General features: G+C 63.9%; 24 protein-coding genes and 1 tRNA gene. 7 read left to right on the top strand and 18 right to left on the bottom strand.

Annotated elements, in window-relative coordinates:
* Window positions 1–74: transfer RNA gene (locus tag EP237_RS09940), tRNA-Gly, on the top strand.
* Between the two features lie 379 nt (window positions 75–453).
* On the opposite strand, the gene EP237_RS09935 is transcribed toward EP237_RS09940, so the two are convergent.
* Window positions 454–1,425, bottom strand: a complete 972-nt coding sequence (locus EP237_RS09935; protein ID WP_127560657.1) for a zinc ABC transporter substrate-binding protein — start codon at window positions 1,423–1,425, stop codon at window positions 454–456.
* 93 nt (window positions 1,426–1,518) lie between these two features.
* On the opposite strand from EP237_RS09935, the gene EP237_RS09930 reads away from it, so the two are divergent.
* The 6 genes from EP237_RS09930 to EP237_RS09905 all read left to right on the top strand — a co-directional run bounded on the left by EP237_RS09930 (window position 1,519) and on the right by EP237_RS09905 (window position 7,859).
* Entirely contained in the window at window positions 1,519–2,001 is a 483-nt protein-coding gene (locus EP237_RS09930; protein ID WP_127560655.1) for a Fur family transcriptional regulator, read from the top strand.
* Window positions 1,998–2,735 carry a metal ABC transporter ATP-binding protein gene (locus EP237_RS09925; protein ID WP_127560653.1) on the top strand — a complete coding sequence of 246 codons (738 nt, stop codon included), beginning with the start codon at window positions 1,998–2,000 and terminating at the stop codon, window positions 2,733–2,735. The genes EP237_RS09930 and EP237_RS09925 overlap by 4 nt, the downstream gene beginning before the upstream one ends.
* Window positions 2,732–3,019: a hypothetical protein gene (locus EP237_RS09920; protein WP_127560651.1), complete on the top strand. Its 288-nt coding sequence runs from the start codon at window positions 2,732–2,734 to the stop codon at window positions 3,017–3,019. The genes EP237_RS09925 and EP237_RS09920 overlap by 4 nt, the downstream gene beginning before the upstream one ends.
* Entirely contained in the window at window positions 3,016–3,822 is an 807-nt protein-coding gene (locus EP237_RS09915) for a metal ABC transporter permease (protein WP_127560649.1), read from the top strand. Before EP237_RS09920 ends, EP237_RS09915 begins: the two co-directional genes overlap by 4 nt.
* Before the next feature lie 164 nt (window positions 3,823–3,986).
* Window positions 3,987–5,795 (top strand): ABC transporter transmembrane domain-containing protein, encoded by a 1,809-nt coding sequence (locus EP237_RS09910; protein ID WP_127560647.1) that lies wholly within the window; start codon window positions 3,987–3,989, stop codon window positions 5,793–5,795.
* A 174-nt stretch (window positions 5,796–5,969) separates the two neighbouring features.
* Window positions 5,970–7,859, top strand: a complete 1,890-nt coding sequence (locus tag EP237_RS09905) for an acyl-CoA synthetase (RefSeq protein WP_127560645.1) — start codon at window positions 5,970–5,972, stop codon at window positions 7,857–7,859.
* 69 nt (window positions 7,860–7,928) lie between these two features.
* Here the strand turns inward: EP237_RS09905 and EP237_RS09900 are convergent, their stop codons facing one another.
* From EP237_RS09900 to EP237_RS09820, 17 genes are all read right to left on the bottom strand, one after another.
* Window positions 7,929–8,192, bottom strand: coding sequence for a hypothetical protein (locus tag EP237_RS09900; protein ID WP_127560643.1), 264 nt, complete (start codon window positions 8,190–8,192; stop codon window positions 7,929–7,931).
* Between the two features lie 131 nt (window positions 8,193–8,323).
* Entirely contained in the window at window positions 8,324–10,045 is a 1,722-nt protein-coding gene (locus EP237_RS09895; protein ID WP_127560641.1) for a PHA/PHB synthase family protein, read from the bottom strand.
* 91 nt (window positions 10,046–10,136) lie between these two features.
* Window positions 10,137–11,042 carry an endonuclease/exonuclease/phosphatase family protein gene (locus tag EP237_RS09890; RefSeq protein ID WP_127560639.1) on the bottom strand — a complete coding sequence of 302 codons (906 nt, stop codon included), beginning with the start codon at window positions 11,040–11,042 and terminating at the stop codon, window positions 10,137–10,139.
* A gap of 51 nt (window positions 11,043–11,093) precedes the next feature.
* Entirely contained in the window at window positions 11,094–11,489 is a 396-nt protein-coding gene (locus EP237_RS09885; RefSeq protein WP_127560637.1) for a RidA family protein, read from the bottom strand.
* Window positions 11,479–11,895 (bottom strand): acyl-CoA thioesterase, encoded by a 417-nt coding sequence (locus EP237_RS09880; protein WP_127560635.1) that lies wholly within the window; start codon window positions 11,893–11,895, stop codon window positions 11,479–11,481. Before EP237_RS09880 ends, EP237_RS09885 begins: the two co-directional genes overlap by 11 nt.
* A 5-nt stretch (window positions 11,896–11,900) precedes the next feature.
* Complete coding sequence (locus EP237_RS09875; protein WP_127560633.1) at window positions 11,901–12,590, bottom strand: ABC transporter ATP-binding protein; 690 nt, start codon at window positions 12,588–12,590, stop codon at window positions 11,901–11,903.
* Window positions 12,587–13,342 carry an ABC transporter ATP-binding protein gene (locus EP237_RS09870; RefSeq protein WP_127560631.1) on the bottom strand — a complete coding sequence of 252 codons (756 nt, stop codon included), beginning with the start codon at window positions 13,340–13,342 and terminating at the stop codon, window positions 12,587–12,589. The genes EP237_RS09875 and EP237_RS09870 overlap by 4 nt, the downstream gene beginning before the upstream one ends.
* A complete protein-coding gene (locus EP237_RS09865) occupies window positions 13,335–14,309 on the bottom strand; it encodes a branched-chain amino acid ABC transporter permease (RefSeq protein ID WP_127560629.1) in 975 nt (324 codons plus the stop codon). Before EP237_RS09865 ends, EP237_RS09870 begins: the two co-directional genes overlap by 8 nt.
* A complete protein-coding gene (locus EP237_RS09860; protein ID WP_127560627.1) occupies window positions 14,309–15,229 on the bottom strand; it encodes a branched-chain amino acid ABC transporter permease in 921 nt (306 codons plus the stop codon). Before EP237_RS09860 ends, EP237_RS09865 begins: the two co-directional genes overlap by 1 nt.
* Window positions 15,230–15,286: 57 nt before the next feature.
* A complete protein-coding gene (locus tag EP237_RS09855; RefSeq protein WP_127560625.1) occupies window positions 15,287–16,423 on the bottom strand; it encodes an ABC transporter substrate-binding protein in 1,137 nt (378 codons plus the stop codon).
* 26 nt (window positions 16,424–16,449) lie between these two features.
* Window positions 16,450–16,686 (bottom strand): Lrp/AsnC ligand binding domain-containing protein, encoded by a 237-nt coding sequence (locus EP237_RS09850; protein ID WP_127560623.1) that lies wholly within the window; start codon window positions 16,684–16,686, stop codon window positions 16,450–16,452.
* A 2-nt stretch (window positions 16,687–16,688) separates the two neighbouring features.
* The gene (locus EP237_RS09845; protein WP_127560621.1) at window positions 16,689–18,308 is read right to left on the bottom strand and encodes an AMP-binding protein; all 1,620 of its coding nucleotides are present in this window, start codon (window positions 18,306–18,308) and stop codon (window positions 16,689–16,691) included.
* Window positions 18,308–19,468: an acyl-CoA dehydrogenase family protein gene (locus EP237_RS09840; protein WP_127560619.1), complete on the bottom strand. Its 1,161-nt coding sequence runs from the start codon at window positions 19,466–19,468 to the stop codon at window positions 18,308–18,310. Before EP237_RS09840 ends, EP237_RS09845 begins: the two co-directional genes overlap by 1 nt.
* Window positions 19,468–20,280: an enoyl-CoA hydratase family protein gene (locus tag EP237_RS09835; protein WP_127560617.1), complete on the bottom strand. Its 813-nt coding sequence runs from the start codon at window positions 20,278–20,280 to the stop codon at window positions 19,468–19,470. Before EP237_RS09835 ends, EP237_RS09840 begins: the two co-directional genes overlap by 1 nt.
* The gene (locus EP237_RS09830) at window positions 20,264–20,719 is read right to left on the bottom strand and encodes a MarR family winged helix-turn-helix transcriptional regulator (protein ID WP_127560615.1); all 456 of its coding nucleotides are present in this window, start codon (window positions 20,717–20,719) and stop codon (window positions 20,264–20,266) included. Before EP237_RS09830 ends, EP237_RS09835 begins: the two co-directional genes overlap by 17 nt.
* Window positions 20,719–21,447: an SDR family NAD(P)-dependent oxidoreductase gene (locus tag EP237_RS09825; RefSeq protein ID WP_127560613.1), complete on the bottom strand. Its 729-nt coding sequence runs from the start codon at window positions 21,445–21,447 to the stop codon at window positions 20,719–20,721. The genes EP237_RS09830 and EP237_RS09825 overlap by 1 nt, the downstream gene beginning before the upstream one ends.
* The gene (locus EP237_RS09820) at window positions 21,444–23,741 is read right to left on the bottom strand and encodes a bifunctional salicylyl-CoA 5-hydroxylase/oxidoreductase (RefSeq protein ID WP_127560611.1); all 2,298 of its coding nucleotides are present in this window, start codon (window positions 23,739–23,741) and stop codon (window positions 21,444–21,446) included. Before EP237_RS09820 ends, EP237_RS09825 begins: the two co-directional genes overlap by 4 nt.
* Between the last annotated feature and the right edge of the window lie 14 nt (window positions 23,742–23,755).

Below are 23,755 nucleotides of genomic sequence, written 5' to 3'. Positions count from 1 at the left end.
GCGGGCGTTGTGTAATGGTAAGACCCTTGCCTTCCAAGCAAGAGATGCGGGTTCGATTCCCGCCGCCCGCTCCAAAATTTTTTTTTCCGACACATTGCCTGCAAAGAAATGCAGTATGTCAATACATGATATTGATTTTAAAGGGTTATAGGAATTTAAAACAATTGCCTTCCAAGCTGATGATACGGGTTCGATTCCCGTCGCCCGCTCCAATCACTCTTCTCCGATACGTTGTTTGTAAATAGATGGGATCATGTATTCCATCCTTTTGAAATCGTGATATTTCATAGATCTTGAGCATTTACCCTTCAGGCTCAAGGTGAAGGGTCGATTGCTGCCTGCCCGCTTCAGCTTCCCCTATTTGATCATCTGTGCGACCCGCCCTTGGGGCAGGCCGTCACCATTTTGAAATCAGGGAAACCTGACCGACCCTGATGGACTGGCCAGATCGGATCATTGGGCCGACAGGCAGGTTTCGACCGAGTCGGCGATGTCGAGCAGCAAGGCCGGGTAGAAGCCCGCGCCGGGTTCCAGCGTTGTCCCGAGAGGGTCGATCACGCCGGTGGTCAGGTTGCCGGTCCCGGCAATCGTCGCCACGAGGCCGGGGTTGAATTGCGGCTCGGAAAAGACACAGACCACGTCCTGCTCGGCAACCGCATCCCGGATTTCAGCGATGCGGGCGGCCGAGGGGCTGCTGGCATCGCTCATGGAGATCGCCCCGGCACCGGACAGGTCGAAGCGATGTTCGAAATACTGGAATGCATCGTGGAACACCACAAAGCTGCGGGTCGAAACCGGGGCAAGCCGGGTGGCGATCTCGGTATTCAGAGCGGTGATTTCTGCCTGTGCTGCCTCTGCATTCGCCCGGTAGGTATCGGCATTGTCCGGGTCCAGCCCGGACAGGGTTTCGGCGATTGCCGCCAACCAGACCACCGCGTTTTCCGGGTCGAGCCAGGCATGGGGATCGGCACCGTCATGGGCGTGCCCGTCATGCGCATCTTCATGGTCTTGCGCGTCCGGGTCATGCTCGTCATGCTCGTCATGCTCGTCATGCTCGTCATGCTCGTCGGGCGCGAAGACCGCGTCTTCCCGGAACTGATGGACCACCACGCCCTCGGCGTCCAGCAGCTCGACCACCACGGCCTGGCGGGCGAGGCTGTCCAGCGGGCTGTCGAGCCATGGGGTCAGGTCATGACCGATCCAGAACACCGCATCGGCATCCTGCAAGGCCGCAGCCTGGGACGGGCGCAGCGCGTAGCCATGCGGCGAGGCCCCGGGTTCAACCAGCAGCGTGGGCGTGCCGAGATCGCCCATCACCATGGACACCAGCCCATGAACCGGGGTGATATCCGTAGCCACGGAGGGAATGTCCGCCAGCGCGGCACTGGACATGAGAAGCGACGGGATAAGGGCGAGGGACCGCATGGAAGCTCCATTGTTATCTTATAACATTACGTGGCTTGATAAACGTAATAACATCACCTATCAACCCCCCAATCGCTGCAGACGGACCCAGCCATGGACACGATCGGATTCGACAGTCACGACCATTCCGCCTGCCGCACCGGCGGGCTGGAGGCGGTCGAGGCGCAATGCAGGGAACAGGGGTTGAACCTGACCCCGGTGCGCCGGCGCGTGTTGGAGATCCTTCTGGAAGAGCATCGCGCGCTTGGGGCCTATGAAATCCTCGACCGACTGCGCGCAGAGGGGCATGGGTCGCAACCGCCGGTGGCCTATCGGGCGCTGGATTTCCTCACGGCCCATGGCTTCGCCCACAAGATCGAGCGCCTCAATGCCTTTACCGCCTGTTCTCATCCCGGTGAAAACCACGCGCCGGTCTTCCTGATCTGCCGGATCTGCAATTCCGTGGCCGAGGGGATGGCCGAGCCCGCGAAGGGCAATCTGGGGCGCGTCGCCGCCGAAACCGGGTTCAAGATCGAACGCACCGTGACTGAGGCCGAGGGTGTCTGCCCCAACTGCCAGAAGAAAGATGCCGCATGAGCCTTGTGGAAATGTCCGGGCTGAATGTTCAACTGGGCGGCCAGACGGTGCTGCACCAAGTGGATTTCTCCATCGACCCTGGCGAGATCGTGACCATCGTCGGCCCGAACGGGTCCGGCAAATCGACGCTGCTTCGGGCCATCATCGGGGCGGTGGAGCCGAGTGCAGGCGCGGTCACCTGCAAGCCGGGGCTGCGGATCGGGTATGTGCCGCAAAAGCTGCATATCGACCCGACCCTGCCGATGACCGTGCGCCGCTTTCTCGACCTGCCGCAGCGGGTGCGTGATGAAGCTGCCCGCGATGCGTTGGACGAAGCCGGGGCAGGGGCCCTGACCGGCCGGCAAATGTCTGGGCTTTCAGGTGGTCAGTTCCAACGGGTGCTTCTGGCGCGTGCGCTCTTGTCGAAACCCGAATTGCTGATCCTCGATGAGGCCACGCAAGGGCTGGATCAACCCGGATCGGCGGCATTTTATCAGAAGATCGCCGAAGTGCGCGACCATCTGGGCTGCGCGGTTCTGATGGTCAGCCACGAGTTGCATGTGGTCATGGCGGCTTCTGACCGGGTGGTCTGCCTCAACGGTCATGTCTGCTGTCAGGGAGAACCCGAGCATGTCGCCTCCGCCCCGGAATACCGGGCGCTTTTCGGCACCGGCACAGGCGGCGCGCTGGCGCTCTACCGGCATGAGCATCATCACAGCCATGATCATGACCATGGACATGAGGCCGCGGAATGACTCGAGGCAAGAACCCTTTACGCGATGCGGTCCGCGCGATTTGGAACGAGTTTGACCCGATCGGCGTTGCCGGTAGCGGGATCCAGGATGAGTACGATCATTATCTGGCCCACACCGAGACCCTGATCCGAGAAGGCGCGGACAGCTACAGGTTTCGCGAGTATCTCAAAGCCTGTGTTCACACCCGAATGGGGATGACGCCCAACGACTGGAACCGGGATCGGATCGCGCAATACGCGGATCGGTTTGCCGCGCTTGCGGAAAGCTGGGGGGCTCCACGATGACCCTGCTTGACGATTTCCTAGTCCGCGCCACGCTGGCGGGCCTTGGCCTTGTACTGGCCGCCGCGCCGCTTGGCTGTTTCGTGGTCTGGCGACGGATGGCCTATTTCGGGGATGCCACGGCCCATGCGGCGATTCTGGGGGTGGCGCTGGCGCTGGCCTTCGACACATCCGTGTTTGGCGGGGTGCTGGTCGTGTCGCTGCTGATGGCCTTCACGGTGTCCAGCCTGTCGAACCGGGGCTATGCGATGGACACGCTTCTGGGCGTATTGGCCCATTCTGCGCTGGCTTTCGGCCTTGTGGCGGTGTCCTTTCTGCACGGCGTGCGCGTTGATCTGATGGCCTATCTCTTTGGGGATATCCTTGCCGTGGGCGTCCCCGATCTCGCGGTGATCTGGGGCGGCGCGGTGTTGGTTCTCGGGCTGCTGTGGTGGCGTTGGTCCGCGCTGTTGACGGCGACCCTGAACCCCGATCTGGCCTTTGCCGCCGGGATCGACCCGAGGCGGGAACAGCTGGTCCTGACCCTGGCGCTGGCGCTTGTCGTCGCGGTGGCGATCAAGGTGGTGGGCGTGTTGCTGATTGCGGCGATGCTGATCGTGCCGGCGGCCACCGCGCGCCCCTTCGCCACCACGCCAGAGCGCATGGCGCTGGCCGCCATCGTGATCGGGGCGCTCTCGGTCATTGGCGGCCTGCAGGCCTCGCTTGAATGGGACACGCCGACCGGCCCCTCCATCGTGTGCCTCGCGGCCATTCTGTTCACTTTGTCCAGCGTTGCCCAGGCCCTGTTCGGCAGATCGCGCCCCTGATCCATTCGACCGGCTGAGCGGCCTGCGAGGGCAGTAAACCCGGGCTCCCCTTGCAAGAGCGGTCAGGGCTTTCCGTGCCGCGCCGATTTGCATCACCTCGGGGCCTTGTGCCGGGGGCGGTGGCGTTCTATCCCGTTTCAAGCGAAACAGGACCGGACACGACAATGGCCGACAGCTCCAGCCAGCCACAGCCCATGACTTCCGAGCAGGAACGCGAGAAATCCCGCCAGATCGGGTCTCTCCGTGCGCTTCTGCCGTTCATGCTGCCCTATCGCTGGCTGATGGCAGGCGCCCTGACCGCACTGGTTCTGACGGCCACCGTGTCGCTGACCATCCCGCTGGCCGTGCGCCGGGTCGTCGATGGGTTCGAGACCGATGCCGTGACGCTGCTGGACAAGTATTTCCTCGCGGCGCTTGGCCTTGCTGGCCTGCTCGCCATTGGAACCGGCCTGCGGTACTACCTTGTCACCCGGCTTGGCGAGCGCGTTATCGCGGATATCCGCAAAGCTGTGTTCGACCGGATGATCTCGATGAGCCCCGCCTTTTTCGAGCGGATCATGACCGGCGAGGTGCTGTCCCGCATCACCACCGACACCACACTGATCCTGTCCGTCATCGGCTCGTCCATTTCCATCGCGCTCCGAAACGCGCTGATCTTCCTCGGCGGGCTTGGCATGATGCTGTATTCCTCGCCCAAGCTGACAGGCCTTGTTCTGCTGATCGTGCCCGTCGTGATCGTGCCCATTGTGGTGTTGGGTCGTCGCTTGCGGGCTCTGTCCCGCAAGAACCAGGACTGGATCGCCGAAAGCTCCGGCAAGGCCAGCGAGGCGCTGCTGTCCGTCCAGACCGTTCAGGCCTTCACGAATGAACGCCCCACGGCGGGCGAATTCGACCGTGTGACGGAGGCCAGCTTCGACGCGGCCAAGACCCGAATCCGCACCCGCGCTGTGATGACGGTCATCGTCATCCTGCTGATCTTCTCGGGCGTGGTCGGCGTGCTCTGGATCGGCGCGCGCGATGTGCGCGGTGGCGGCATGTCCATCGGCGAGCTGATCCAGTTCCTGATCTACGCGATCATGACCGCAGGGGCCGTGGGCGCGCTGTCGGAAATCTGGGGCGAGCTGCAGCGCGCCGCCGGCGCAACCGAACGGCTGGTGGAGCTTCTGACCGGGCGCGACAGCGTGGCCGATCCCGAACAGGGACGTGATCTGCCCCAGGCCGGACGGGGCGCGATCAGCTTCGACAATGTGCAGTTCCACTATCCGACGCGGCCCGATCAGCAGGCGCTTGATGGTATCAACCTGACCATCAACCCCGGCGAAACCGTGGCCCTCGTCGGCCCCTCCGGCGCGGGCAAGTCCACGATTTTCCAGCTGCTGTTGCGCTTCTATGACCCGATCTCGGGCCGCGTCACCTTTGACGGGCTCGATCTGAAAGAGATGAAGCGCGCCACCTTCCGCGACGCCATGGCACTGGTGCCGCAGGATCCGGTGATCTTCGCCGCCTCTGCCCGTGAAAACATCCGCTTCGGTCGCCCCGAGGCCACGGATGCCGAGGTCGAGGCCGCCGCGCGGGCTGCCGCTGCGCATGATTTCCTGATGGCGCTGCCTGACGGGTATGACACCTATGTCGGCGAACGCGGCATCATGCTGTCGGGCGGGCAGAAGCAGCGAATCGCCATCGCCCGAGCGATCCTGCGCGACGCGCCGGTTCTGCTGCTGGACGAGGCCACGAGCGCGCTTGATGCGGAAAGTGAGCGGGCGGTGCAGCAGGCCGTGGCGGAGCTGTCGGCCGACCGAACCACTCTCATCGTTGCGCACCGGCTGGCGACCGTGAAGAAGGCCGATCGGATCGTGGTCTTCGAGGAAGGCCGCATCGTCGCTGAGGGCACCCATGAGGAGCTTGTGGCCGGCGATGGTCTCTATGCCCGGCTGGCGCGGCTCCAGTTCACGGAAGGACTGGCTGCCGAGTGAGGCAGTGACTGTCCCTCCGGACCCCTTGAATCCGGTTCCCGCCCCCCCCCGCATTGCAGTTTGCGTTGGGTTACGCTTGCTTTGCGGGCCTCTTTGCCTCCATCCTGATCCACAAAATACCGGCCCGCGCCGAAAGGTGACGGGCCAGACAGGGATAAAAGGGGAGGAATGAGAATGAGGCGGTTTGCGAACGTCGCTGATGTCAGAGCCATGGAGCAGGATCTGCCCTGGCCAGAAAGCCAGCCAGCCACCACGCTGTATGAGTTGCTGACCAAGACAAGGGACAAGTTCCCGAACCACAACGCAGTGTCCTATCAGCTGTTTTCCGGCCCGACTGACAAGGCCGAAACGCTGACCTGGTCGCAGCTGCATGGCAAGGTCACCCAGACCGCGAACCTCTTCCGGTCGCTCGGCATCACCGAGACGGACTCGGTGGCCTATGTGCTGCCCAACTGCAACGAAACGGTGCTCACTCTTCTGGGCGGCTGTGTTGCTGGCATCGCCAACCCGATCAACCCGCTGCTGGAGCCGGAACAGATCAGCGCCATCCTACGCGAAACCGGGGCCAAGGCGGTGGTGACGGTCAAGGCCTTCCCGAAAACCGACGTGGCGCAAAAGGTGGCTGAGGCCGTGGGCCATGCGCCGAATGTAAAACATGTGATCGAGGTCGATCTTCTGCGCTACCTGACCGGCGTCAAGAAGCTGATCGTGCCGCTGATCCGGCCCAAGAACCCGTCCAATCACCATGCAAAGATCATCGACTTCAACGCCGAGATCGCCAAGCAGCCCGCCGACCGTCTGACCTTCGAGGACAGCACCGGCGACCGCGTCGCCGCGTATTTCCACACCGGTGGCACAACGGGCATGCCCAAGGTGGCGCAGCACAAGTATTCGGGGCTGATTTACAATGGCTGGCTCGGGGCCACGATCCTGTTCGACGAAACAGACAACATCATGTGTCCGCTGCCGCTGTTCCACGTCTTTGCCTGCCATGTGATCCTGATGGCGGCGATTGCCTCGGGCGCGCATGTTGTCTTCCCGACGCCGCAGGGCTACCGGGGCGAGGGCGTGTTCGACAATTTCTGGAAGCTGGTCGAACGCTGGAAAATCACTTTCATCATCACCGTGCCGACGGCGATCTCGGCGATGATGCAACGCCCGGTGAATGGCGATATCTCGACCGTGAAAACCGCCTTCTCGGGGTCGTCGCCGCTGCCGGTCGAACTGTTCAAACGGTTCGAGAAGGCCACTGGTGTGACGCTGGTCGAAGGCTACGGCCTGACCGAGGCGACCTGCCTCGTGTCCTGTAACCCGGTCGAGGGCGAAAAGAAGATCGGCTCGGTCGGTGTGCCCTTCCCCCATACGGAGGTGCGGATTCTCAAACAGACCCCGGACGGGGTCGTAAAATGTGGCGTCGATGAGGTCGGAGAGATCTGCATCGACAACCCCGGCGTGTTCGAAGGTTCGACCTATACCGAGAGCGACAAGAATATCGACCTGTTCCACGACGATATCTTCCTGCGCACGGGCGATCTTGGCCGGATCGACGCCGATGGCTATCTGTGGATCACCGGTCGCGCCAAGGATCTGATCATTCGCGGCGGTCACAATATCGACCCGGCCGAGATCGAAGAAGCGCTGGCCAGCCACCCCGCCGTCGCCATGACCGGTGCCATCGGTCAGCCCGATGCGTTCGCGGGCGAATTGCCCTGCGTCTATGTCGAACTGGTGGCAGGCGCCGAGGTCAGCATCAAGGAGCTGAAGGAGCATTGCGACGAGCATGTCCATGAACGCGCCGCGCGGCCCAAGCATATCGAGCTGATGGACGAACTGCCCAAGACGGCAGTGGGCAAGGTCTTCAAACCAGCGTTGCGCAAGATGGCGATCACCCGCGTTTACAACGCGGCGCTGGAAGAGGCGGATGTGAATGCCCGCGTTGTCGAGGTGACCGAGAGCAAGAAGCTTGGCCTAGTGGCCTGTCTGGAAAAGACCGGCGAGGTGACGGATGACGCCGTGGCGGATGTCTTGGGAGAGTTCACCCGCCCCTGGCAGTGGAAAGCGTGACCAAACACCGGGCATGAAAAACAACACCCGCGACGTCCGGCGTCGCGGGTGTTCGTTTTTTCGGGGTGGTCAGCGGTTGCTCCCTCCGCCTTGACCACCGCCACCTTGCCCGCCATCGCCCTGACCGGCATTCCCGCCTGTCTGGTTTGCGTTCTGCACCATCACACCCCGCATTTCGTCCTCTCCGGGCGTGCCGACACTGGCCAGCTGGTTCTCGGCGTGGTTCTGAGCCAACAGCGTATCTTCGGGCGTTGCCCAGGGATTGTTATGGGCTGCCAGGGCCGGGGATACGGCCAAAACCGCGAGTGAGAGTGAGAGAGCGATGATCTTCATCTGTTTGCCTCATTTATAATTGCGCGCGTTCACAATCCAGAAACGCAATAAATAAGGCGATTGTTAGGCCTCTCTGAAGCCGCCCGGGAAATCGGCCAAAATCCGCTTATAAGCGATTGAAAAGGAGGTGTTTATTGTTGGAACACATAACTTCCCGGCGCATCGCAGGCTGGTGGGTGCCGTTCTGATCCCAAACCGGGCGGTGCAACCGGCGCGCGGCTGTGGTCGGACAGCCAGGCGCCCCAGGGCTCCCACCAGGATCCGTCCTGCGGGTCATGCTGCGCCAGCCATGTGTCGGGGTCCATATACTGCCTGTCCACAGTCCTGTGTCCAAGCCGGAAGTGCCTGCCTGCCTTGCCTGGCGGCGTTAGAATGCCGCCATTGTGACCGCCGGAGGTCAGGCAAAAGCGCAAGTCGTTTTCCGTGAACAGTGTTGCCTTGTAGACAGAGCGCCAGGGCGCGATGTGATCGGCCTCAGTCCCTAGAACGAACATCGGCGCGGAAATGTCCTTGAGCGCGATCACCCGACCGTTGACCGCGAAACGGCCCGAGGTCAGGCGGTTTTCAAGAAACAGGCTGCGCAGGTATTCCGAATGCATGCGGGCGGGCATCCGGGTGCTGTCGGCGTTCCAGGCGAGGATGTCGAAATCCGGCTCGTCCTTGGCCAGCAGGTAGCGGTCGACGGCGCGCTGCCAGATAAGATCTTCGGGGCGCAGCGCCCGGAAGGCCCCGGACATCTGGTCCCGGTCGAGATAGCCCTGATCCCACATCATGTCCTCAAGCCACGCAACCTGGCTGTCATCGACGAACATCAGCAGCTCTCCGGCCTCGGTGAAGTCGGTCTGCGCGGCGAGAAGCGTGATCGTGGCCAGCCGCTCGTCGCCATCGCGCGCCATCGTGGCCGCGGCAATCGACAGCATCGTCCCACCCAGACAGTAACCGCAGGCGTGGATCTGACACTCCGGTACGATGTCCGACACGACGTCGAGCGCCCCCATCACCCCCTCGCGTCGATAGTCGTCCAGGCTGACGTCACGCAGGCTTTCATCGGGATTGGTCCAGGAAATGCAGAACACCGTATGACCGCGGTCCACCAGGTATTTGATCAGGGAATTCCGGGCGCTGAGATCAAGAATGTAGTATTTCATGATCCAGGCAGGCACGATCAGGATCGGCTCGGGACAGACCGTTTCCGTCGTGGGGGCGTATTGGATCAGTTCCATAAGTCGGTTTCGGAAGACAACCTTGCCCGGTGTGCAGGCGATGTTTTCCCCCGGCTTATAGTCGCTTTCATGGGGGTGTGGCGTGTGGGCCGCCTCATAGGCTGCGTCCTCAAGCCAGGTCTTCCACCCTTCGATCAGGTTGGCACCTTTCTCGGTGCGGGTCCGCTCAAGAACCTCGGGGTTCAGGGGCACGAAGTTGGAGGGAGAGATGGCGTCCAGCATCTGCCGTGCCATAAATCCCACGCGAGGCCCCGACCCCGGGCGCATTCCGCGAATGGTTTGTGCGGCTTCGTCCCAGAACCGCTCGGTGGCGAGGTAGCCCTGCATCCACCACTTGAAAGGGGGCATTGTCCAACCCGCATGATCGAAACGGTGATCGTCGGACCTGGGCGAGAAGGCCGAGCCGAGCCCGTCGCCCCCATCGTCCGGCAATAGCGGGCCCATCATCAGCCGTAACGCGCTGTCCCGCGCCAGTTCCGCAAGTTCCGCCTGTCGCCCCGGTGCCCGCGACAGGTGCAGGCCCCAATCCATCCAGGCCGCCATCGCCGCGTAGGGAGAAACGCCAGAGGTGAGCCGCGCCATGGCGGCCCGACTGGCCCGGTCGATCGAGTCGTAGGGGTGCGAGGTCATGGGTTCCCCAAGGATGCTGCAGGTGCAGCATAGTCTGGCATGGGATTGATGACAAAACCATGACGCCGGGCAGGACCGTTGGACGCGGGGCTCAGATCCCCGGCAGGTCCAGCAGAACGCCCGCGTGATCCGAGGCATGGGGCCTGTGGCGGCCAACACCTTGCAGATGTGCGCCCCGGTGGCGCGTAGCCTCATAGGCCAGCCCCGCGCGCAAGACCTGCGGGATGGCGTCGGGCCAGCGGGCGGCAAGCGCGGGGGATGCCAGCAGGGCGTCGGGTTGGCCATAGCGGCCCGAATGGCTGTCGAAATAGGTCCAGCGTTCATCCTCCGGAAGCCGCGCCATCAGGTCTGTGCTGAAGGGCGGCAGCAGCGGTTGAATGGCAGGCTCGGCATCGGGCTCGAACGGTTCGTTCAGATCCCCGGCAATCAGCCAAAGTCCCTGTGAGGGGGCAGGTATGTGGCGTTCGATGATCCGCCGGGTGGCGTCTGCCTCTGCGCGACGGACGGGCCAGGCGGTGTCCGGGTCGGGGTAGGGGGCTTTGAAATGGCAGGTGAAAACGGTCAGCCCGCCGGTTTCGACCATCAGGCAATCCCGGCGGAACACAGGCAGGCCGGGCTGCGGGGCTTCCAACCCCAGGTCGGAGGGGGTCACATTGGCATGGCTGGTCAACTGGACGGGCTGGCGCGACAGCACCGCCAGATCCAGCCCGCGCCCGTCATTGCCGGGCGGACAATGGGCGTGGGGGTAGGAGGGCAGACCGGCGGCAGGCAATAACCGGGTGTTGAACCAATCCAGCGTGTCCGTGTCGAACACCTCTTGCAGCAGCACCAGATCGGCCTTCGCCTCAGCCAGCAGCGCGGCGGACAACCGGCGGTCAGCCGGGTCCAGTGCCGAGGCTTCGCCGATCTCGTCGCGGTCCCGCGCGCCATCCAGCCGGGGCTGTCCCGCGCCCTGCCGCAGTCGCAGGTTCTGGATGTTGAAGCTCAGGATCCGCATGATCCCATCCAGCCGCACGCGGGCGCGATATGCAACGGGGGTCCGCGCAGATCAGCCGATGACGGCGGTGGCCTCGATCTCGACCACGGCCTCATCCTCGACCAGCCCGGCGACCACGACCATCGCCATGGCGGGGAAATGCTTGCCCATGATCCGGCGATAGGCCGCGCCCACCTCTCGCTGGCTGTCCAGATATTCCTGCTTGTCGGTCACATACCAAGTCAGCCGCGTGATATCCTCGGGCGTGCCGCCAGCGGCCTCGACCACGTCGCGGATATTGGTCAACGCCTGCTCCATCTGGCCGATGAAGCCGCCGGGGGCAAATTTGCCCTCCGCGTCCCAGCCGATCTGGCCGCCCACATAGAGCGTCCCGTTGGAGGCAAGAATGCCGTTCGCATAGCCCTTGGGTTCGGGCCAGCCTGCGGGTTGAATGGATTTATGGGACATGGGCCGGGGCCTCCTCTCGGTCCAGAAGTATCTGTCGCACCCCCTCGGGCCACGGCCGGGGCCGCCCGTTTTCGCCCAGAAGGACAAGGGTGGAGCGCGCGGTGAAGCGGGGTTCGTCGTCGCAATCGGCGGTGAACATCAGCCCGAGCGAGCTCTGCCCGACACGGGTGACGGTCAGGGCGATGGTCAGGTGATCGCCATGGCGGCTCGGGGCCAGAAAGCGGGTGGTGATCTCTGCCGTGGGCACGCCGCCCGTGGCATGGAGCGTCTCGAACGGCAGTCCCAGCACCTCGTCGAAGAAGGCTTCGACACAATCGTTCAGCATCTCGAAATAGCGCGGATAGAAAACGATGCCAGCCGGGTCGCAATGCTTGAACAGAACCTTTTGTGGGAAGAGGAACGCCATGGCCCCTACACCCCCAGATGCTGGTCGGTCGTGGCCCGGTCGAGCGTAGCGAAGGGGCCGGCCCAGACCGTCACGCCCTTTTCGATGATCACGCCCTTGTCGGCCACCGTGCCCAGTTCCCGCAGCGACTTGTCGATCACGAGGATCGAGAGCCCGGTTTCCACCTTGAGCCGCTGGATCGCGGCCCAGATTTCCTGCCGGATCACCGGCGCCAGGCCTTCGGTGGCTTCATCGAGGATCAGCAGGCGGGGGTTCGTCATCAGCGCCCGGCCAATGGCCAGCATCTGCTGTTCTCCCCCCGACAGGGACGAGGCGACCTGGCCTTGCCGTTCGCCAAGCCGCGGGAACAGCGCGCTGACCCGCGCCAGATCCCAATGGCCCTTGCGCGCCGCGGCGATCAGGTTTTCCTGCACGGTCAGCGGCGCAAAGCAGCGCCGCCCCTCGGGCACCAGCCCGATCCCGGCCCGCGCGGCCTTGTGCGCCGGAACCGACCCCAGATCCTGCCCGTCGAACATGACCGAGCCGCCGCGATTCTTCAGCATCCGGCAGATCACCTTGACGGTGGTGGATTTGCCCATGCCGTTGCGCCCCATCAGCGCCAGAACCTCGCCTTCTGCCAGATCCAGATGCACGTCGAACAGCGCCTGGGACGCGCCGTAGAAGGCCGAGACATGGGACAGTTTCAGCAGGCTCATGCCGCGTCCTCCTCGCCCAGATAGGCCTCTCTCACGCGGGGATCGGCCTTGATCTCGTCCGCCGTTCCGGTGGCGATCACCTGACCGTAGACCAGCACGCTGATCCGGTCGGCCAGCGCAAAGACCGCGTCCATGTCATGTTCCACCAGCAGAATCGGCGCACGGTGGCGCAATTCGTCCAGGAACCCGGTCAGCCGGTGCGAGCCTTCCGCGCCAAGCCCCGCCATCGGTTCATCCATCAGGAAGGCCTTGGGTTGCAGGGTCAGGGCCACCGCGACCTCCAGCTGGCGGCGCTGGCCATGGGACAGCTCCGCCGTCACGAAATTGCGGAACTCGGCCAGCCCCACCTGGTCCAGCGCCTCTTCCGCCCTTGCCAGCAGGGCCTTGTCGCGCATCACGTTGCCGAAGAAGCGGAAGGCGCGACCCCGTTGCCCAAGCGCCCCCAGAACGGCATTTTGCAGGACGGTGAATTCCATCGGCAGGGCGGAAATCTGGAAGGTCCGGCCAAGCCCGGCGCGGGCACGTTGCGTCGTCGTCAGGGCTGTCACATCCTGTCCGTCGAAAATCACCCGCCCGCTGTCAGGACGAAGCGCGCCCGATATCTGCGCGATCAGCGTCGATTTTCCCGCGCCATTGGGGCCGATCAGGGCGTGGATCTCTCCGGGCCGCAGGTCGAGCGTCACGTCCTTCGATGCCTCAAGCGCGCCAAAGCTTTTGCAGATCGCGCGGGTTTGCAGAAGGGCCTCAGTCATGGGCCACCTCCCGACCAAGGATCAGGCCAACCACGCCTCCGCGCGCGAAGAGCACCACGCCAAGCAGGATCGCACCCAGATAGACGTGCCAATAGTGGCTCAGGTCTTCGAGGACATATTCCAGCGCGATGAACAGCATTGCCCCCGCGACAGGCCCCGACAGCCGCGCGATACCGCCCAGGATGATCAGGATCATGATTTCCCCCGACATGTGCCAGCTCAGCATCGAAGGGCTGACGAAGCGGTTCAGGTCCGCGAAAAGCGCGCCGGCCAGCCCCGTGACAGCGCCCGAGATCGTGAAGGCCACCAGCCGCAGCCGGTAGGGGGCCAATCCCACGGCCTCGACCCGCGCCACGTTCTGCCTCGTGGCTTGCAGCGCCAGACCGAAGGCCGATTTGCCAAGCCGGTCGGCCAGCACCAGCACCACCGTCAGCACCGCGAAGCAGATCAGGAAGAAGTTCAGCGGCACCAGCGTGTTCACGCCCGGAAAATCGTTGCGCAGGTAGATCGACATGCCGTCCTCGCCGCCATAGGTCGGCCAGGAAATCGCGAAGTAGAACAGCATCTGCCCGAAGGCCAATGTGATCATGATGAAGTAGACGCCCGAGGTGCGTAGGGACAGCGCGCCGATGACCAGCGCCGCCAGTGCCGAGGCAATCAGCGCCACCAGCCAGATGATCGGCATCGACTTGGTGCCCTCCAGCACGCCCCAGATCGGCATGTAGTTCTGCGCATGGAAGGCGAGGATGCCCATGGCATAGCCGCCGACGCCAAAGAATGCCGCGTGCCCAAGGCTGACCAGCCCGCCAAGCCCAAGCGCAATGTTCAGCCCGACGCCCGCCAGCGCCAGAATGGCGGCCTTGGTTGCGAGCGTGATGATATAGGGTTCCTCCATGGCATAGGCGATCAGCGCCGTGGCCAGAAGGATGCCGGGAATGGCAAGGTTCAGGATCGTTTCGCGCCGCATCACGATTGCCCTCCGAACAGGCCAGAGGGTTTGAACAGCAGGATCCCCGCCATCAGGATGTAGATCGACATGGACGCCAGCGATGCGCCGACGGTCGTGGCGCTGCTCGCATCCATGAACATGCCAAAGAGTTGCGGCAGCATGATCCGGCCGAGCGTATCGGTCAGACCCACCAGCAACGCGCCGATGAAGGCGCCCTTGATGGACCCGATGCCGCCGATCACGATCACCACGAAGGCAAGGATCAGCACTGGCTCGCCCATGCCGACCTCGACCGACTGAATGGGCCCGATCATCGCCCCCGCCAGTCCCGCCAGCGCCGCGCCGAGGGCGAAGACCATGGTATAAAGCTTGCGGATATCGACGCCGAGCGCGGCGATCATTTCCCGATCTGCCTCACCAGCCCGGATCTGGATGCCGATACGGGTGCGGGAGATGAGCCAGAACAGCCCGCCGCCAACGGCAAGCCCCACGGCGATGATGAAAAGCCGGTATTTCGAATACTCGATCCCGCCGGGCAGGGTGGTCGGCCCCGACAGCAGATCGGGCGTGTCGAGATAAAGCGGCAGCGACCCGAAGAAAAACCGCGTGCCCTCTGAGAAGATCAGGATCAGCGCGAAGGTCGCCAGCACCTGGTCCAGATGGTCCCGGTCATAAAGCCGTCGGATCACCACCATCTCCACCAATGCCCCGATCATCGCGGCGGCCATCAGCGCGCCCATCAGGGCCAGCCAGAACGACCCGGTCCAGCCCGCGACCCCCGCCGCCGCGAAAGCCCCGATCATGTAGAGCGAGCCATGAGCGAGGTTGATCAGCCCCATGACCCCGAAAATCAGGGTCAGGCCTGCTGCCATAAGAAACAACATGACGCCAAATTGCAGCCCGTTGAGAAGCTGCTCGATCAGAAGAGCTGCCGACATGGAAAATCCCTTTGTTGGCCGGGCCTTGCGCGGGGGCAGGCCCGGCCGGTCAGGCCATTACATCTGGCACTGGTCCGCGTAGGCGTCGCCGTGATCTTCCAGCGCGGTGCCGACAACCACATTGGTCAGCACGTCGCCCTGCATCACCACTTCACGGACATAGATATCCTGAATCGGGTGATGGTTCGGCCCGAAGGCGAAATCGCCACGGGTGCTGTCGAAATTGGCCGCTTCCAGCGCGGCGCGGAAGGCATCCGCGTCATCGGGATGCGCGACTTCCATGGCCGAGAGGATCAGGTTCGCGGTGTCGAAACCCTGCGACGCATAGAGCGAGGGCAGGCGGCCATATTCGGCCTGGAACGCCTCGACAAAGGCCACGTTTGTGGGGTTGTCCAGATCCTGGCTCCACTGCGAGGTGTTGTGCACGCCAAGCGCGGCCTCGCCCACGGCCCCCAGAATGCCCTGGTCAAAGCTGAAGGCCGGGCCAATCAGCGGAATATCGACACCCGATTCCGCATATTGACGGACGAAGGCGATGCCCATCCCGCCGGGTAGGAAGAAATAGACGCTGTCCGCGCCGGAATTGCGGATCTGGCTGATCTCGGCGGCGTAGTCGGTCTGGCCAAGCTGGGTATAGACCTCTTCGGCCACATCGCCTTCGAACATCCGCTGATAGCCGGTCAGCGCATCGCGGCCCGCCGGATAGTTCGGCGCAAGGATGAAGCTGTTGCCATAACCCGCCGTGTTGGCATAGGCGCCCGCCGCTTCGTGCAGGCCGTCATTCTGCCAGGCCACGTTGAAATAGTTCTCGTGGCAGCCGGCACCGGCCAGCTGCGAAGGGCCGGCATTGGGCGACAGGTAGAACACGCCCTGCGCGGTGGTGGACGGAATGACCGCCATGGCGAGGTTCGACCAGATGATGCCGGTCATGATATCCACGTCATCGGACTGGATCATCCGGTCGGCCAGTTGCACGGCCCGATCCGGCGCGCGCTCGTCATCCTCGATGATCATCTCGATATCGTCGCGGCCCGACTGTTCAATCGCCAGCATGAAGCCGTCGCGCACGTCGATGCCAAGCCCGGCCCCGCCGCCAGAAAGCGTGGTGATCATGCCGATGCTGACGCCGTCAGCCAGAGCCATTGTAGAGGTGGAAGCCATCAGGCCCGCCATCGCAAGTGTCTTAAGGTTCATTGTTACTCTCCCTGTTGTTCGTTGTCTCAGAATGCCTTGAAGGTCAGCGTCGTCAATGTCCGCTCGATCCCGTCCACATCGCGGAAGTGGTCGTTGATATAGCGGCCGATATCGTCCCCCTTCGGAATGATGAGCTTCACCAGAAGATCATATTCCCCGCTCGTGGAATAGAGTTCCGCGTGGATTTCCTTCAGCACGATGGCGAAGGCCACGTCATAGGTGGTGCCGGGGCGGCAGCGGATCTGGACGAAAACGGTCTGCATCCTCAGCCCTCCTCGCGCAGTTTGTAGCGCAGGATCTTGCCTGTAGGGGTCTTTGGCAGCGCTTCGATAAAGTGGATCCGGCGCGGGTATTTATAGGGCGCGATCGTGCTCTTGACGTGGGTCTGCAGCAGTTCCACCAATGCAGCGTTGCCGTCATGCCCCTCGGCCAGCACCACATGCGCCTCGACGATATGGCCGCGCGCCTCGTCCGGTGCGCCCACCACGGCGCATTCCGCCACGGCGGCATGAGCCAGCAGCGCCGCCTCCACCTCGGGGCCTGCGATGTTGTAGCCCGCCGACACGATCATGTCGTCGTTGCGCGCGGCAAAATGCAGGTAGCCGTCCGCGTCCATGGTGAAACTGTCGCCGGTGATGTTCCAGCCGTCCTTTACGTAAGCGGTCTGCCGGTCGTCGTTGAGATACCGGCACCCGGTCGGGCCACGCACGGCGAGCCGCCCGATCTCGCCCCTCGGCATTTCGGTCATGTCGTCATCCATCACCTTCGCCTCATAGCCCGTCACCGGGCGGCCTGTGCAGGCGGGGCGGTGGTCGTCGAAGCGGTTGGTGACGAAGATATGCAACATTTCCGTCGCGCCGATTCCGTCGAGCATCGGCTTGCCGGTCTTCTGCATCCATTCGTCATAGACCGGGGCAGGGAGCGTTTCGCCCGCTGAAACGGCCGCGCGCAGGGACGACAGGTCCGCGCCCTCATCCATCGCGCGCAGCATGACCCGGTAGGCCGTGGGGGCGGTGAAGCAGACGGTCGCTTTGAACTGTTGGATGATCTCGATCATGTTGGGGGGCGAGGCGTTTTCCAGAAGCGTCGCCGCCGCCCCGAAGCGGAGCGGAAAGATTGCGAGCCCGCCAAGCCCGAAGGTGAAGGCAAGCGGGGGTGAACCCACGAAGACATCCTCGGGCGTGACTTGCAGCACCTCTTTCGCGTAGCCATCGGCGATGATCATCAGGTCGCGGTGAAAATGCATCGTGGCCTTGGGCTCGCCTGTGCTGCCGCTGGTGAAGCCCAGAAGCGCCACATCGTCCCGACCGGTCTGGACGCTGTCGAATTTCACGGGCTTTGTCAGGGCCAGCCGGTCAAGCTCTGCGTCATGGTTGGCGGTCCCGTCGAAACCCACGACCGATTTCAGGAACTTGCTCGTCTTGGCGCAGGCGATCATGTCTTCCATCAGCCGCGTGTCGCACAGCGCGAATTGCACCTCGGCCTTGTCCACGATCTTGGTGAGTTCTCCCGCGCGCAGCATCGGCATGGTGTTGACTACGACCGCACCGGCCTTGGTCGCAGCAAGCCACGCCGCCACCATGGCGGGGTTGTTGGCGGAGCGGATCAGCACCCGGTTGCCCGGTTTCACGCCCAGATCCTCGACCAGCACATGCGCCAGCCGGTTGGTCCAGTCCGCAAGCTCCTTGTAGGTCCGGCGGCGGCCATTCCCGATCAGGGCCGTGTGATCCCCGAACCCCTTTTCCACCATGGAATCCGTGAGTTCCCACCCGGCGTTCAAGTGGTCAGGATAATTGAATCCATCGAGACAGAAGTCGGGCCACTGGTCCTCCGGGGGCAGGCCGTCGCGGGAAAACGTATCTGTATGAGCCGTGGGTCCGAGCATCATTGGCCTCCCGTGAATGCCGCCATGGCCTGGCGGGCGATGATGACTTTCTGAACGTCCGAGGCGCCTTCGTAGATGCGCAGCGCCCGGATCTCGCGGTAGAGCTTCTCGACGGTCTCGCCGGATTTCACCCCTTCGCCGCCATGGAGTTGCAGGGCCTTGTCGATGACCTTCTGCGCCTGATCGGTGGAGAAGAGCTTGGCCATCGCCGCCTCTCTCGTGATCCGCGCCGCGCCGGAATCCTTGGCCCAGGCCGCGCGGTAAACCAGCAGCGCCGCCGCATCCACATCGACCGCCATATCCGCGATATGCCCCTGCACCATCTGCAGCTCGAAGAGCGGCGCCCCCTGCACATGACGGGTGGAAACCCGCGCCAGCGCCTCGTCGAGCGCCCGGCGGGCAAAGCCAAGGGCCGCTGCCGCGACGGTGGAGCGGAAGACATCGAGCACCGACATGGCGATCTTGAAGCCGTCGCCGCGCCCGCCGATCAGGGCGGATTTCGGGATGCGACAGTCGCTGAACCTAAGGCGGGCCAGCGGATGCGGTGCGATTGTTTCCAATCTTTCAACAATCTCCAATCCGGGCGTGTCGGCAGGCATCACGAAGGCTGACAGGCCCCGCGCGCCGGGGGCCTCGCAGGTGCGGGCAAAGACCGTGTAGACATCGGCAATGCCGCCATTGGAAATCCAGGTCTTTTCGCCATTGAGAACGAAGTGGGCGCCGTCCTCCTCCGCTGTCATGGTGGAATTGGCCACGTCGGACCCCGATTGCGGTTCGGTCAGGGCGAAACCCGCGATGGCCTGACCCGTGCGCGTCAGCGGCAGCCATTCGGCCTTCTGCGCGGGCGTCCCGAAGAGCGATATCGCCCCGGTGCCAAGCCCCTGCATCGCAAAGGCAAAATCGGCCAGCCCGTCATGGCGCGCCAGGGTCTCGCGGCTCAGGCACAGGGTGCGCACGTCAAAGCGTTCGCCATCCCCGGCAGCGGTTGGGTGCAGCCAGCCATCCGCGCCGAGCGCCTTCACCAGCGTTCGGCAGGCCGCGTCGGTGTCGGCGTGATCCACCGCCGCGACGGCCTCCGCCGCCCAGGCATCCAGCCCCTCGGCCCAGTCCCTGTGGCGGGGCTCGAAAAACGGCCAGTCGAGAAAGCTGCGATCCGCCATCAATCCCCCCTGAACACCGGCTTTTCCTTGGCGACGAACGCCCGGTAAGCCCGTTCGAAATCTGCCGTCTGCATGCAGATGGCCTGCGCCTGCGCCTCGGCCTCGATCGCCTGATCGAGCCCCATGTTCCATTCTTGGTTGAGCTGCGTCTTGGTGATCCCGTGGGCAAAGACCGGCCCCGCCGCCAGCCGCTCCGCCAGTTCCATCGCCTTGTCTTCCAACTGCTCCGCCGGGTGCAGCGCGTTCCAGTAGCCCCAGGCCAGCCCGTCCTCAGCCCGCATCGTGCGGCCCGTGTAAAGCAGTTCCGCCGCGCGGCCCTGGCCGATGATCCGGGGCAGCATCGCGCAGGCGCCCATGTCGCAGCCCGCCAGCCCCACCCGCGTGAACAGGAACGCGCATTTCGCCTCCGGCGTCGCCAGCCGCATGTCGGAGGCCATGGTGATGATCGCACCAGCCCCCACGGCCACGCCATCCACGGCAGAGATGATCGGCTTGCCGCAGCCGATCATGGCCTTGACCAGATCGCCGGTCATCCGGGTGAAGGCCAGAAGCTCCTTCATGTTCATCTTGGTGAGCGGCCCGATGATGTCATGCACGTCGCCGCCAGAGCAGAAATTGCCCTCGTTGGAGGCAAAAACGACGACATCCACATCTTCGGCATAGACGAGCGCCCGGAACGTGTCGCGCAGTTCCGCGTAGCTGTCGAAGGTCAGCGGGTTCTTGCGGTCGGGCCGCGCCAGCCGCACCCGCGCGATGCGCTCACGCACCTGCCATTCGAAATGCGTCGGTTTCAGATCAGCCATTTTGGCCATCGCTCGCCTCCTCCACGCGGTGCAGGATATCCCGCAGCGCATCCAGTTCCTCATGTCCGAGCATCGAGAAAAGCCGGTCGACCTCGCCCCGATGCTCTGCCGCCTGCGCCGCGAAAACGTCGCGGCCCTTGTCGGTCAGTTCCGCCAGAACCACGCGCCGGTCGCCTTCCCCGGGGACGCGGCGGGCGAGGCCTTCTTTCTCCAGCCGCTCGACCACCGCCGTCGCGTTGCCGTTCGAGACCAGCAATTGCCGGCTGAGGTCGCTCATCTTCAAGGGCCCCTTCGCGCGATAGAGCGCCGCCATCACGTCAAACCGGGGCAGGGTGGTATCGTGGTTCACCCGCAGGTATTCGCGCAGGTGGTTTTCCATCCCCCGCGTCATCCGCAGGAGCCGGATCCAGGTGCGCAGGCGGCGCGCGGGCAGGTCGGTCTCACGCATCAAACCTCGCCCCCCGAGACCGACAGCGCATGGCCGTTGACCGAACTTGCGCTCTCGGACGCCAGGAACAGCGCCGCTGCCGCCACTTCCTCGGGCGCAATCAGCCGGGCCATGGGGTTGCCGCTGGTGATCATCGAAATCGCCTTCTCGCGCGGCACGTCGAAGCGATCCATGACCGATTGCGCGGCGGCGTCGGCCATTTCCGTGTCGACGAAGCCGGGGCAGATCGCGTTGCAGGTTATGCCCGATTTGGCCACCTCCTTGGCAACGGAGCGCACGAGCCCCAGAACCCCGTGCTTGGAGGCCGCATAGGGGGCAATGTTGGACCCGCCCTGCAACGCTGCGGTCGAGGCGATGGCGATAAGCCGCCCGCCTTTGGGCATCACGCGCAAGCCTTCCCGGAAGGTCAGGAAGGTGCCCGTCAGGTTCACATCCAACGTGGCCTGCCAGTCGGCCAGCGACACATCCACCAGCTTCTTTGCGGTCCCCGCGCCCGCATTGGCGATGACCACGTCGAAGTACCGGACAAACAGAGCGGCCACGTCCTCTTCCTTCGTCACATCGGCAGTCGCGATCTCGATCTCAAAGCCCTCGGCGGCCTCCCGCAGCGGGCCTTCCCGCCGCCCGGCGATGGTGACGGCATCCCCGGCGCGGGCGAAGGCGTGGGCGATGGCACGGCCAATCCCCGTGCCGCCCCCCGTGATCAGAACCCGCCGCTGCTCGGTCATGCCCGGATCTCCTCCTGCGCTTTCTTCTCCTGCAAACGATAGGCCTGATCGCGGCCCGCAAGATAGGGATCGGGCCAATGCACCGACGTGTCGTTCAATTCCACGGCGGCATGCAGCGTCCAGTAGGGATCGGCCAGATGCGGGCGGGCAAGGCAGACCAGATCGGCGCGGCCCGCCATCAGGATCGAGTTCACATGGTCGGTCTCGTAGATATTGCCCACGGCCATGGTCGGCATGTCGAGCTCATTGCGGATGCGGTTGGAAAAGGGCGTCTGGAACATGCGGCCGTAGATGGGCTCTGCCTCGGTGCTGGTCTGACCCGCCGACACGTCGATGATATCGGCACCCGCGTCGCGGAACATGCGCGCGATCTCGACCGCCTCTTCGGGGGTCACACCCGCGTCGCCCACCCAGTCATTCGCGGAAATCCGGACCGACATGGGTTTCTCGGAGGGCCACGCCGCGCGCATCGCCGCGAAGACCTCCAGCGGGTAGCGCATGCGGTTTTCGAGCGATCCGCCATAGTCATCCCCTCGCCGGTTCGACATGGGCGAGATGAAGGAGGAAATCAGGTAGCCATGGGCGGCATGCAGCTCGATCATGTCGAAGCCCGCGCGCTCAGCCATCCGGGCCGAGGCCACGAACTCAGCCGTCACCGCGTCCATATCCGCGCGGGTCATTTCCTTCGGCACCGGGTTCCGGTCCGACCACGGAATGGCGGAGGCTGAGAGCGTTTCCCAGTTCCCCTCTGGCAGCGGCGCGTCCATCTCCTCCCACCCTAGTTGGGTGGAGCCCTTGCGGCCCGAATGGCCGATCTGGCAGCAGATTTTCGCATCCGTTTCCGCATGGACGAAGTCGACCAGATGCCGCCACGCGGCCTCATGCTCCGGCGTGTAGAGCCCGGGGCAGCCCGGTGTGATCCGGCCCTCGGGCGAGACGCAGGTCATTTCCGTGTAGACCAGCCCCGCGCCGCCCTTGGCGCGTTCGGCGTAATGGACGAAATGCCAGTCGGTCGGGCAGCCATCCACGGCCTTGTATTGCGCCATGGGCGAGACGACGACGCGGTTCGTCAGCTCCATGTCGCGCAGGCGGAAGGGCGTGAACATGGGCGTCCGGTGCGGCGCGTCGGCGGGCAGCCCGGCCTGCGTCATGAACCAGCGTTCCGCGCTTTCCAGCCACTCGGGGTCGCGCAGGCGCAGGTTTTCATGGGATATCCGCTGGCTGCGCGTCAGCAGGTTGTAGTTGAACTGCACCGGGTCCTGGTCAAGGTAGCGTTCCACCTCCTCGAACCATTCCAGAGAGTTCCGCGCGGCCGATTGCAGGCGCAACACCTCCAGCCGCCGTTCTTCCTGGTAGCGCTCGAAGGCCTGTTCCAAGGTCGGTTCCGAATGCAGGTATTCGGCCAGCGCGATCGCGCTGTCGAAGGCCAGCCGCGAGCCAGAGCCGATAGAAAAATGCCCCGTCGCCGCGGCGTCGCCCATCAGCACCACGTTGCCATTGTACCATTTCTCGCAGATCACGCGGGGGAACTGCATCCAGACGGCAGAGCCGCGCAGATGGGCGGCGTTCGACATCAGCGCGTGCCCGTCGAGATGCCTTTCGAAGACCTTGCGGCAGGTCTCGACCGTTTCCTCCTTCGTCATGTCCTCGAAGCCCCAGGCATCCCAGGTTTCGGGCAGGCATTCGACGATGAAGGTCGCGGTCTGATCGTCGAACTGGTAGACATGCGCCCACATCCAGCCGTGCTCTGTCTTCTCGAAGATGAAGGTGAAGGCGTCGTCGAATTTCTGATGGGTTCCCAGCCAGACGAACTTGCACAGCCGCGTGTCGATATCGGGCTGGAACACGTCCTCATATTCCGCCCGGACGCGTGAATTGATCCCGTCCGTGGCAACCACGAGGTCATACTCCTTGCGGTAGTCCTCGGCGCTGCCGAACTCGGTCTCGAATTGCAGGTTCACGCCAAGGTCCCGCGCCCGTTCCTGCAGCAGGATCAGCATCTGCTTGCGCCCGATCCCGGCAAAGCCATGCCCGCCGGACACAGTCCGCACCCCGTCATGCACAACGGCGATATCATCCCAATAGGCGAAGTGATCGCGGATGGCCTGCGTAGACTTGGGATCGTTGGTTTCCATCCGCTCCAGCGCGTCATCCGACAGCACCACGCCCCAGCCGAACGTGTCATTGGCGCGATTGCGTTCAACCACCGTCACCTCGTGCGAGGGGTCGCGCAGCTTCATGCTGATCGCGAAATAGAGCCCCGCAGGACCGCCGCCGAGACAGATGATCTTCATGGAAACCTTCCCCT

The sequence above is a fragment of the Nioella ostreopsis genome (assembly GCF_004000255.1).
In the GTDB taxonomy this organism is placed as follows: Bacteria; Pseudomonadota; Alphaproteobacteria; order Rhodobacterales; family Rhodobacteraceae; genus Nioella; species Nioella ostreopsis.
This window is presented reverse-complemented; position numbering and strand designations above follow the sequence as displayed.

Coding starts and splice junctions, on each gene's coding strand:
- EP237_RS09935 (WP_127560657.1), bottom strand. CDS start 1,425: ATGCGGTCCCTCGCCCTTATCCCGTCGCTTCTCATGTCCAGTGCCGCG.
- EP237_RS09930 (WP_127560655.1), top strand. CDS start 1,519: ATGGACACGATCGGATTCGACAGTCACGACCATTCCGCCTGCCGCACC.
- EP237_RS09925 (WP_127560653.1), top strand. CDS start 1,998: ATGAGCCTTGTGGAAATGTCCGGGCTGAATGTTCAACTGGGCGGCCAG.
- EP237_RS09920 (WP_127560651.1), top strand. CDS start 2,732: ATGACTCGAGGCAAGAACCCTTTACGCGATGCGGTCCGCGCGATTTGG.
- EP237_RS09915 (WP_127560649.1), top strand. CDS start 3,016: ATGACCCTGCTTGACGATTTCCTAGTCCGCGCCACGCTGGCGGGCCTT.
- EP237_RS09910 (WP_127560647.1), top strand. CDS start 3,987: ATGGCCGACAGCTCCAGCCAGCCACAGCCCATGACTTCCGAGCAGGAA.
- EP237_RS09905 (WP_127560645.1), top strand. CDS start 5,970: ATGAGGCGGTTTGCGAACGTCGCTGATGTCAGAGCCATGGAGCAGGAT.
- EP237_RS09900 (WP_127560643.1), bottom strand. CDS start 8,192: ATGAAGATCATCGCTCTCTCACTCTCACTCGCGGTTTTGGCCGTATCC.
- EP237_RS09895 (WP_127560641.1), bottom strand. CDS start 10,045: ATGACCTCGCACCCCTACGACTCGATCGACCGGGCCAGTCGGGCCGCC.
- EP237_RS09890 (WP_127560639.1), bottom strand. CDS start 11,042: ATGCGGATCCTGAGCTTCAACATCCAGAACCTGCGACTGCGGCAGGGC.
- EP237_RS09885 (WP_127560637.1), bottom strand. CDS start 11,489: ATGTCCCATAAATCCATTCAACCCGCAGGCTGGCCCGAACCCAAGGGC.
- EP237_RS09880 (WP_127560635.1), bottom strand. CDS start 11,895: ATGGCGTTCCTCTTCCCACAAAAGGTTCTGTTCAAGCATTGCGACCCG.
- EP237_RS09875 (WP_127560633.1), bottom strand. CDS start 12,590: ATGAGCCTGCTGAAACTGTCCCATGTCTCGGCCTTCTACGGCGCGTCC.
- EP237_RS09870 (WP_127560631.1), bottom strand. CDS start 13,342: ATGACTGAGGCCCTTCTGCAAACCCGCGCGATCTGCAAAAGCTTTGGC.
- EP237_RS09865 (WP_127560629.1), bottom strand. CDS start 14,309: ATGCGGCGCGAAACGATCCTGAACCTTGCCATTCCCGGCATCCTTCTG.
- EP237_RS09860 (WP_127560627.1), bottom strand. CDS start 15,229: ATGTCGGCAGCTCTTCTGATCGAGCAGCTTCTCAACGGGCTGCAATTT.
- EP237_RS09855 (WP_127560625.1), bottom strand. CDS start 16,423: ATGAACCTTAAGACACTTGCGATGGCGGGCCTGATGGCTTCCACCTCT.
- EP237_RS09850 (WP_127560623.1), bottom strand. CDS start 16,686: ATGCAGACCGTTTTCGTCCAGATCCGCTGCCGCCCCGGCACCACCTAT.
- EP237_RS09845 (WP_127560621.1), bottom strand. CDS start 18,308: ATGCTCGGACCCACGGCTCATACAGATACGTTTTCCCGCGACGGCCTG.
- EP237_RS09840 (WP_127560619.1), bottom strand. CDS start 19,468: ATGGCGGATCGCAGCTTTCTCGACTGGCCGTTTTTCGAGCCCCGCCAC.
- EP237_RS09835 (WP_127560617.1), bottom strand. CDS start 20,280: ATGGCCAAAATGGCTGATCTGAAACCGACGCATTTCGAATGGCAGGTG.
- EP237_RS09830 (WP_127560615.1), bottom strand. CDS start 20,719: ATGCGTGAGACCGACCTGCCCGCGCGCCGCCTGCGCACCTGGATCCGG.
- EP237_RS09825 (WP_127560613.1), bottom strand. CDS start 21,447: ATGACCGAGCAGCGGCGGGTTCTGATCACGGGGGGCGGCACGGGGATT.
- EP237_RS09820 (WP_127560611.1), bottom strand. CDS start 23,741: ATGAAGATCATCTGTCTCGGCGGCGGTCCTGCGGGGCTCTATTTCGCG.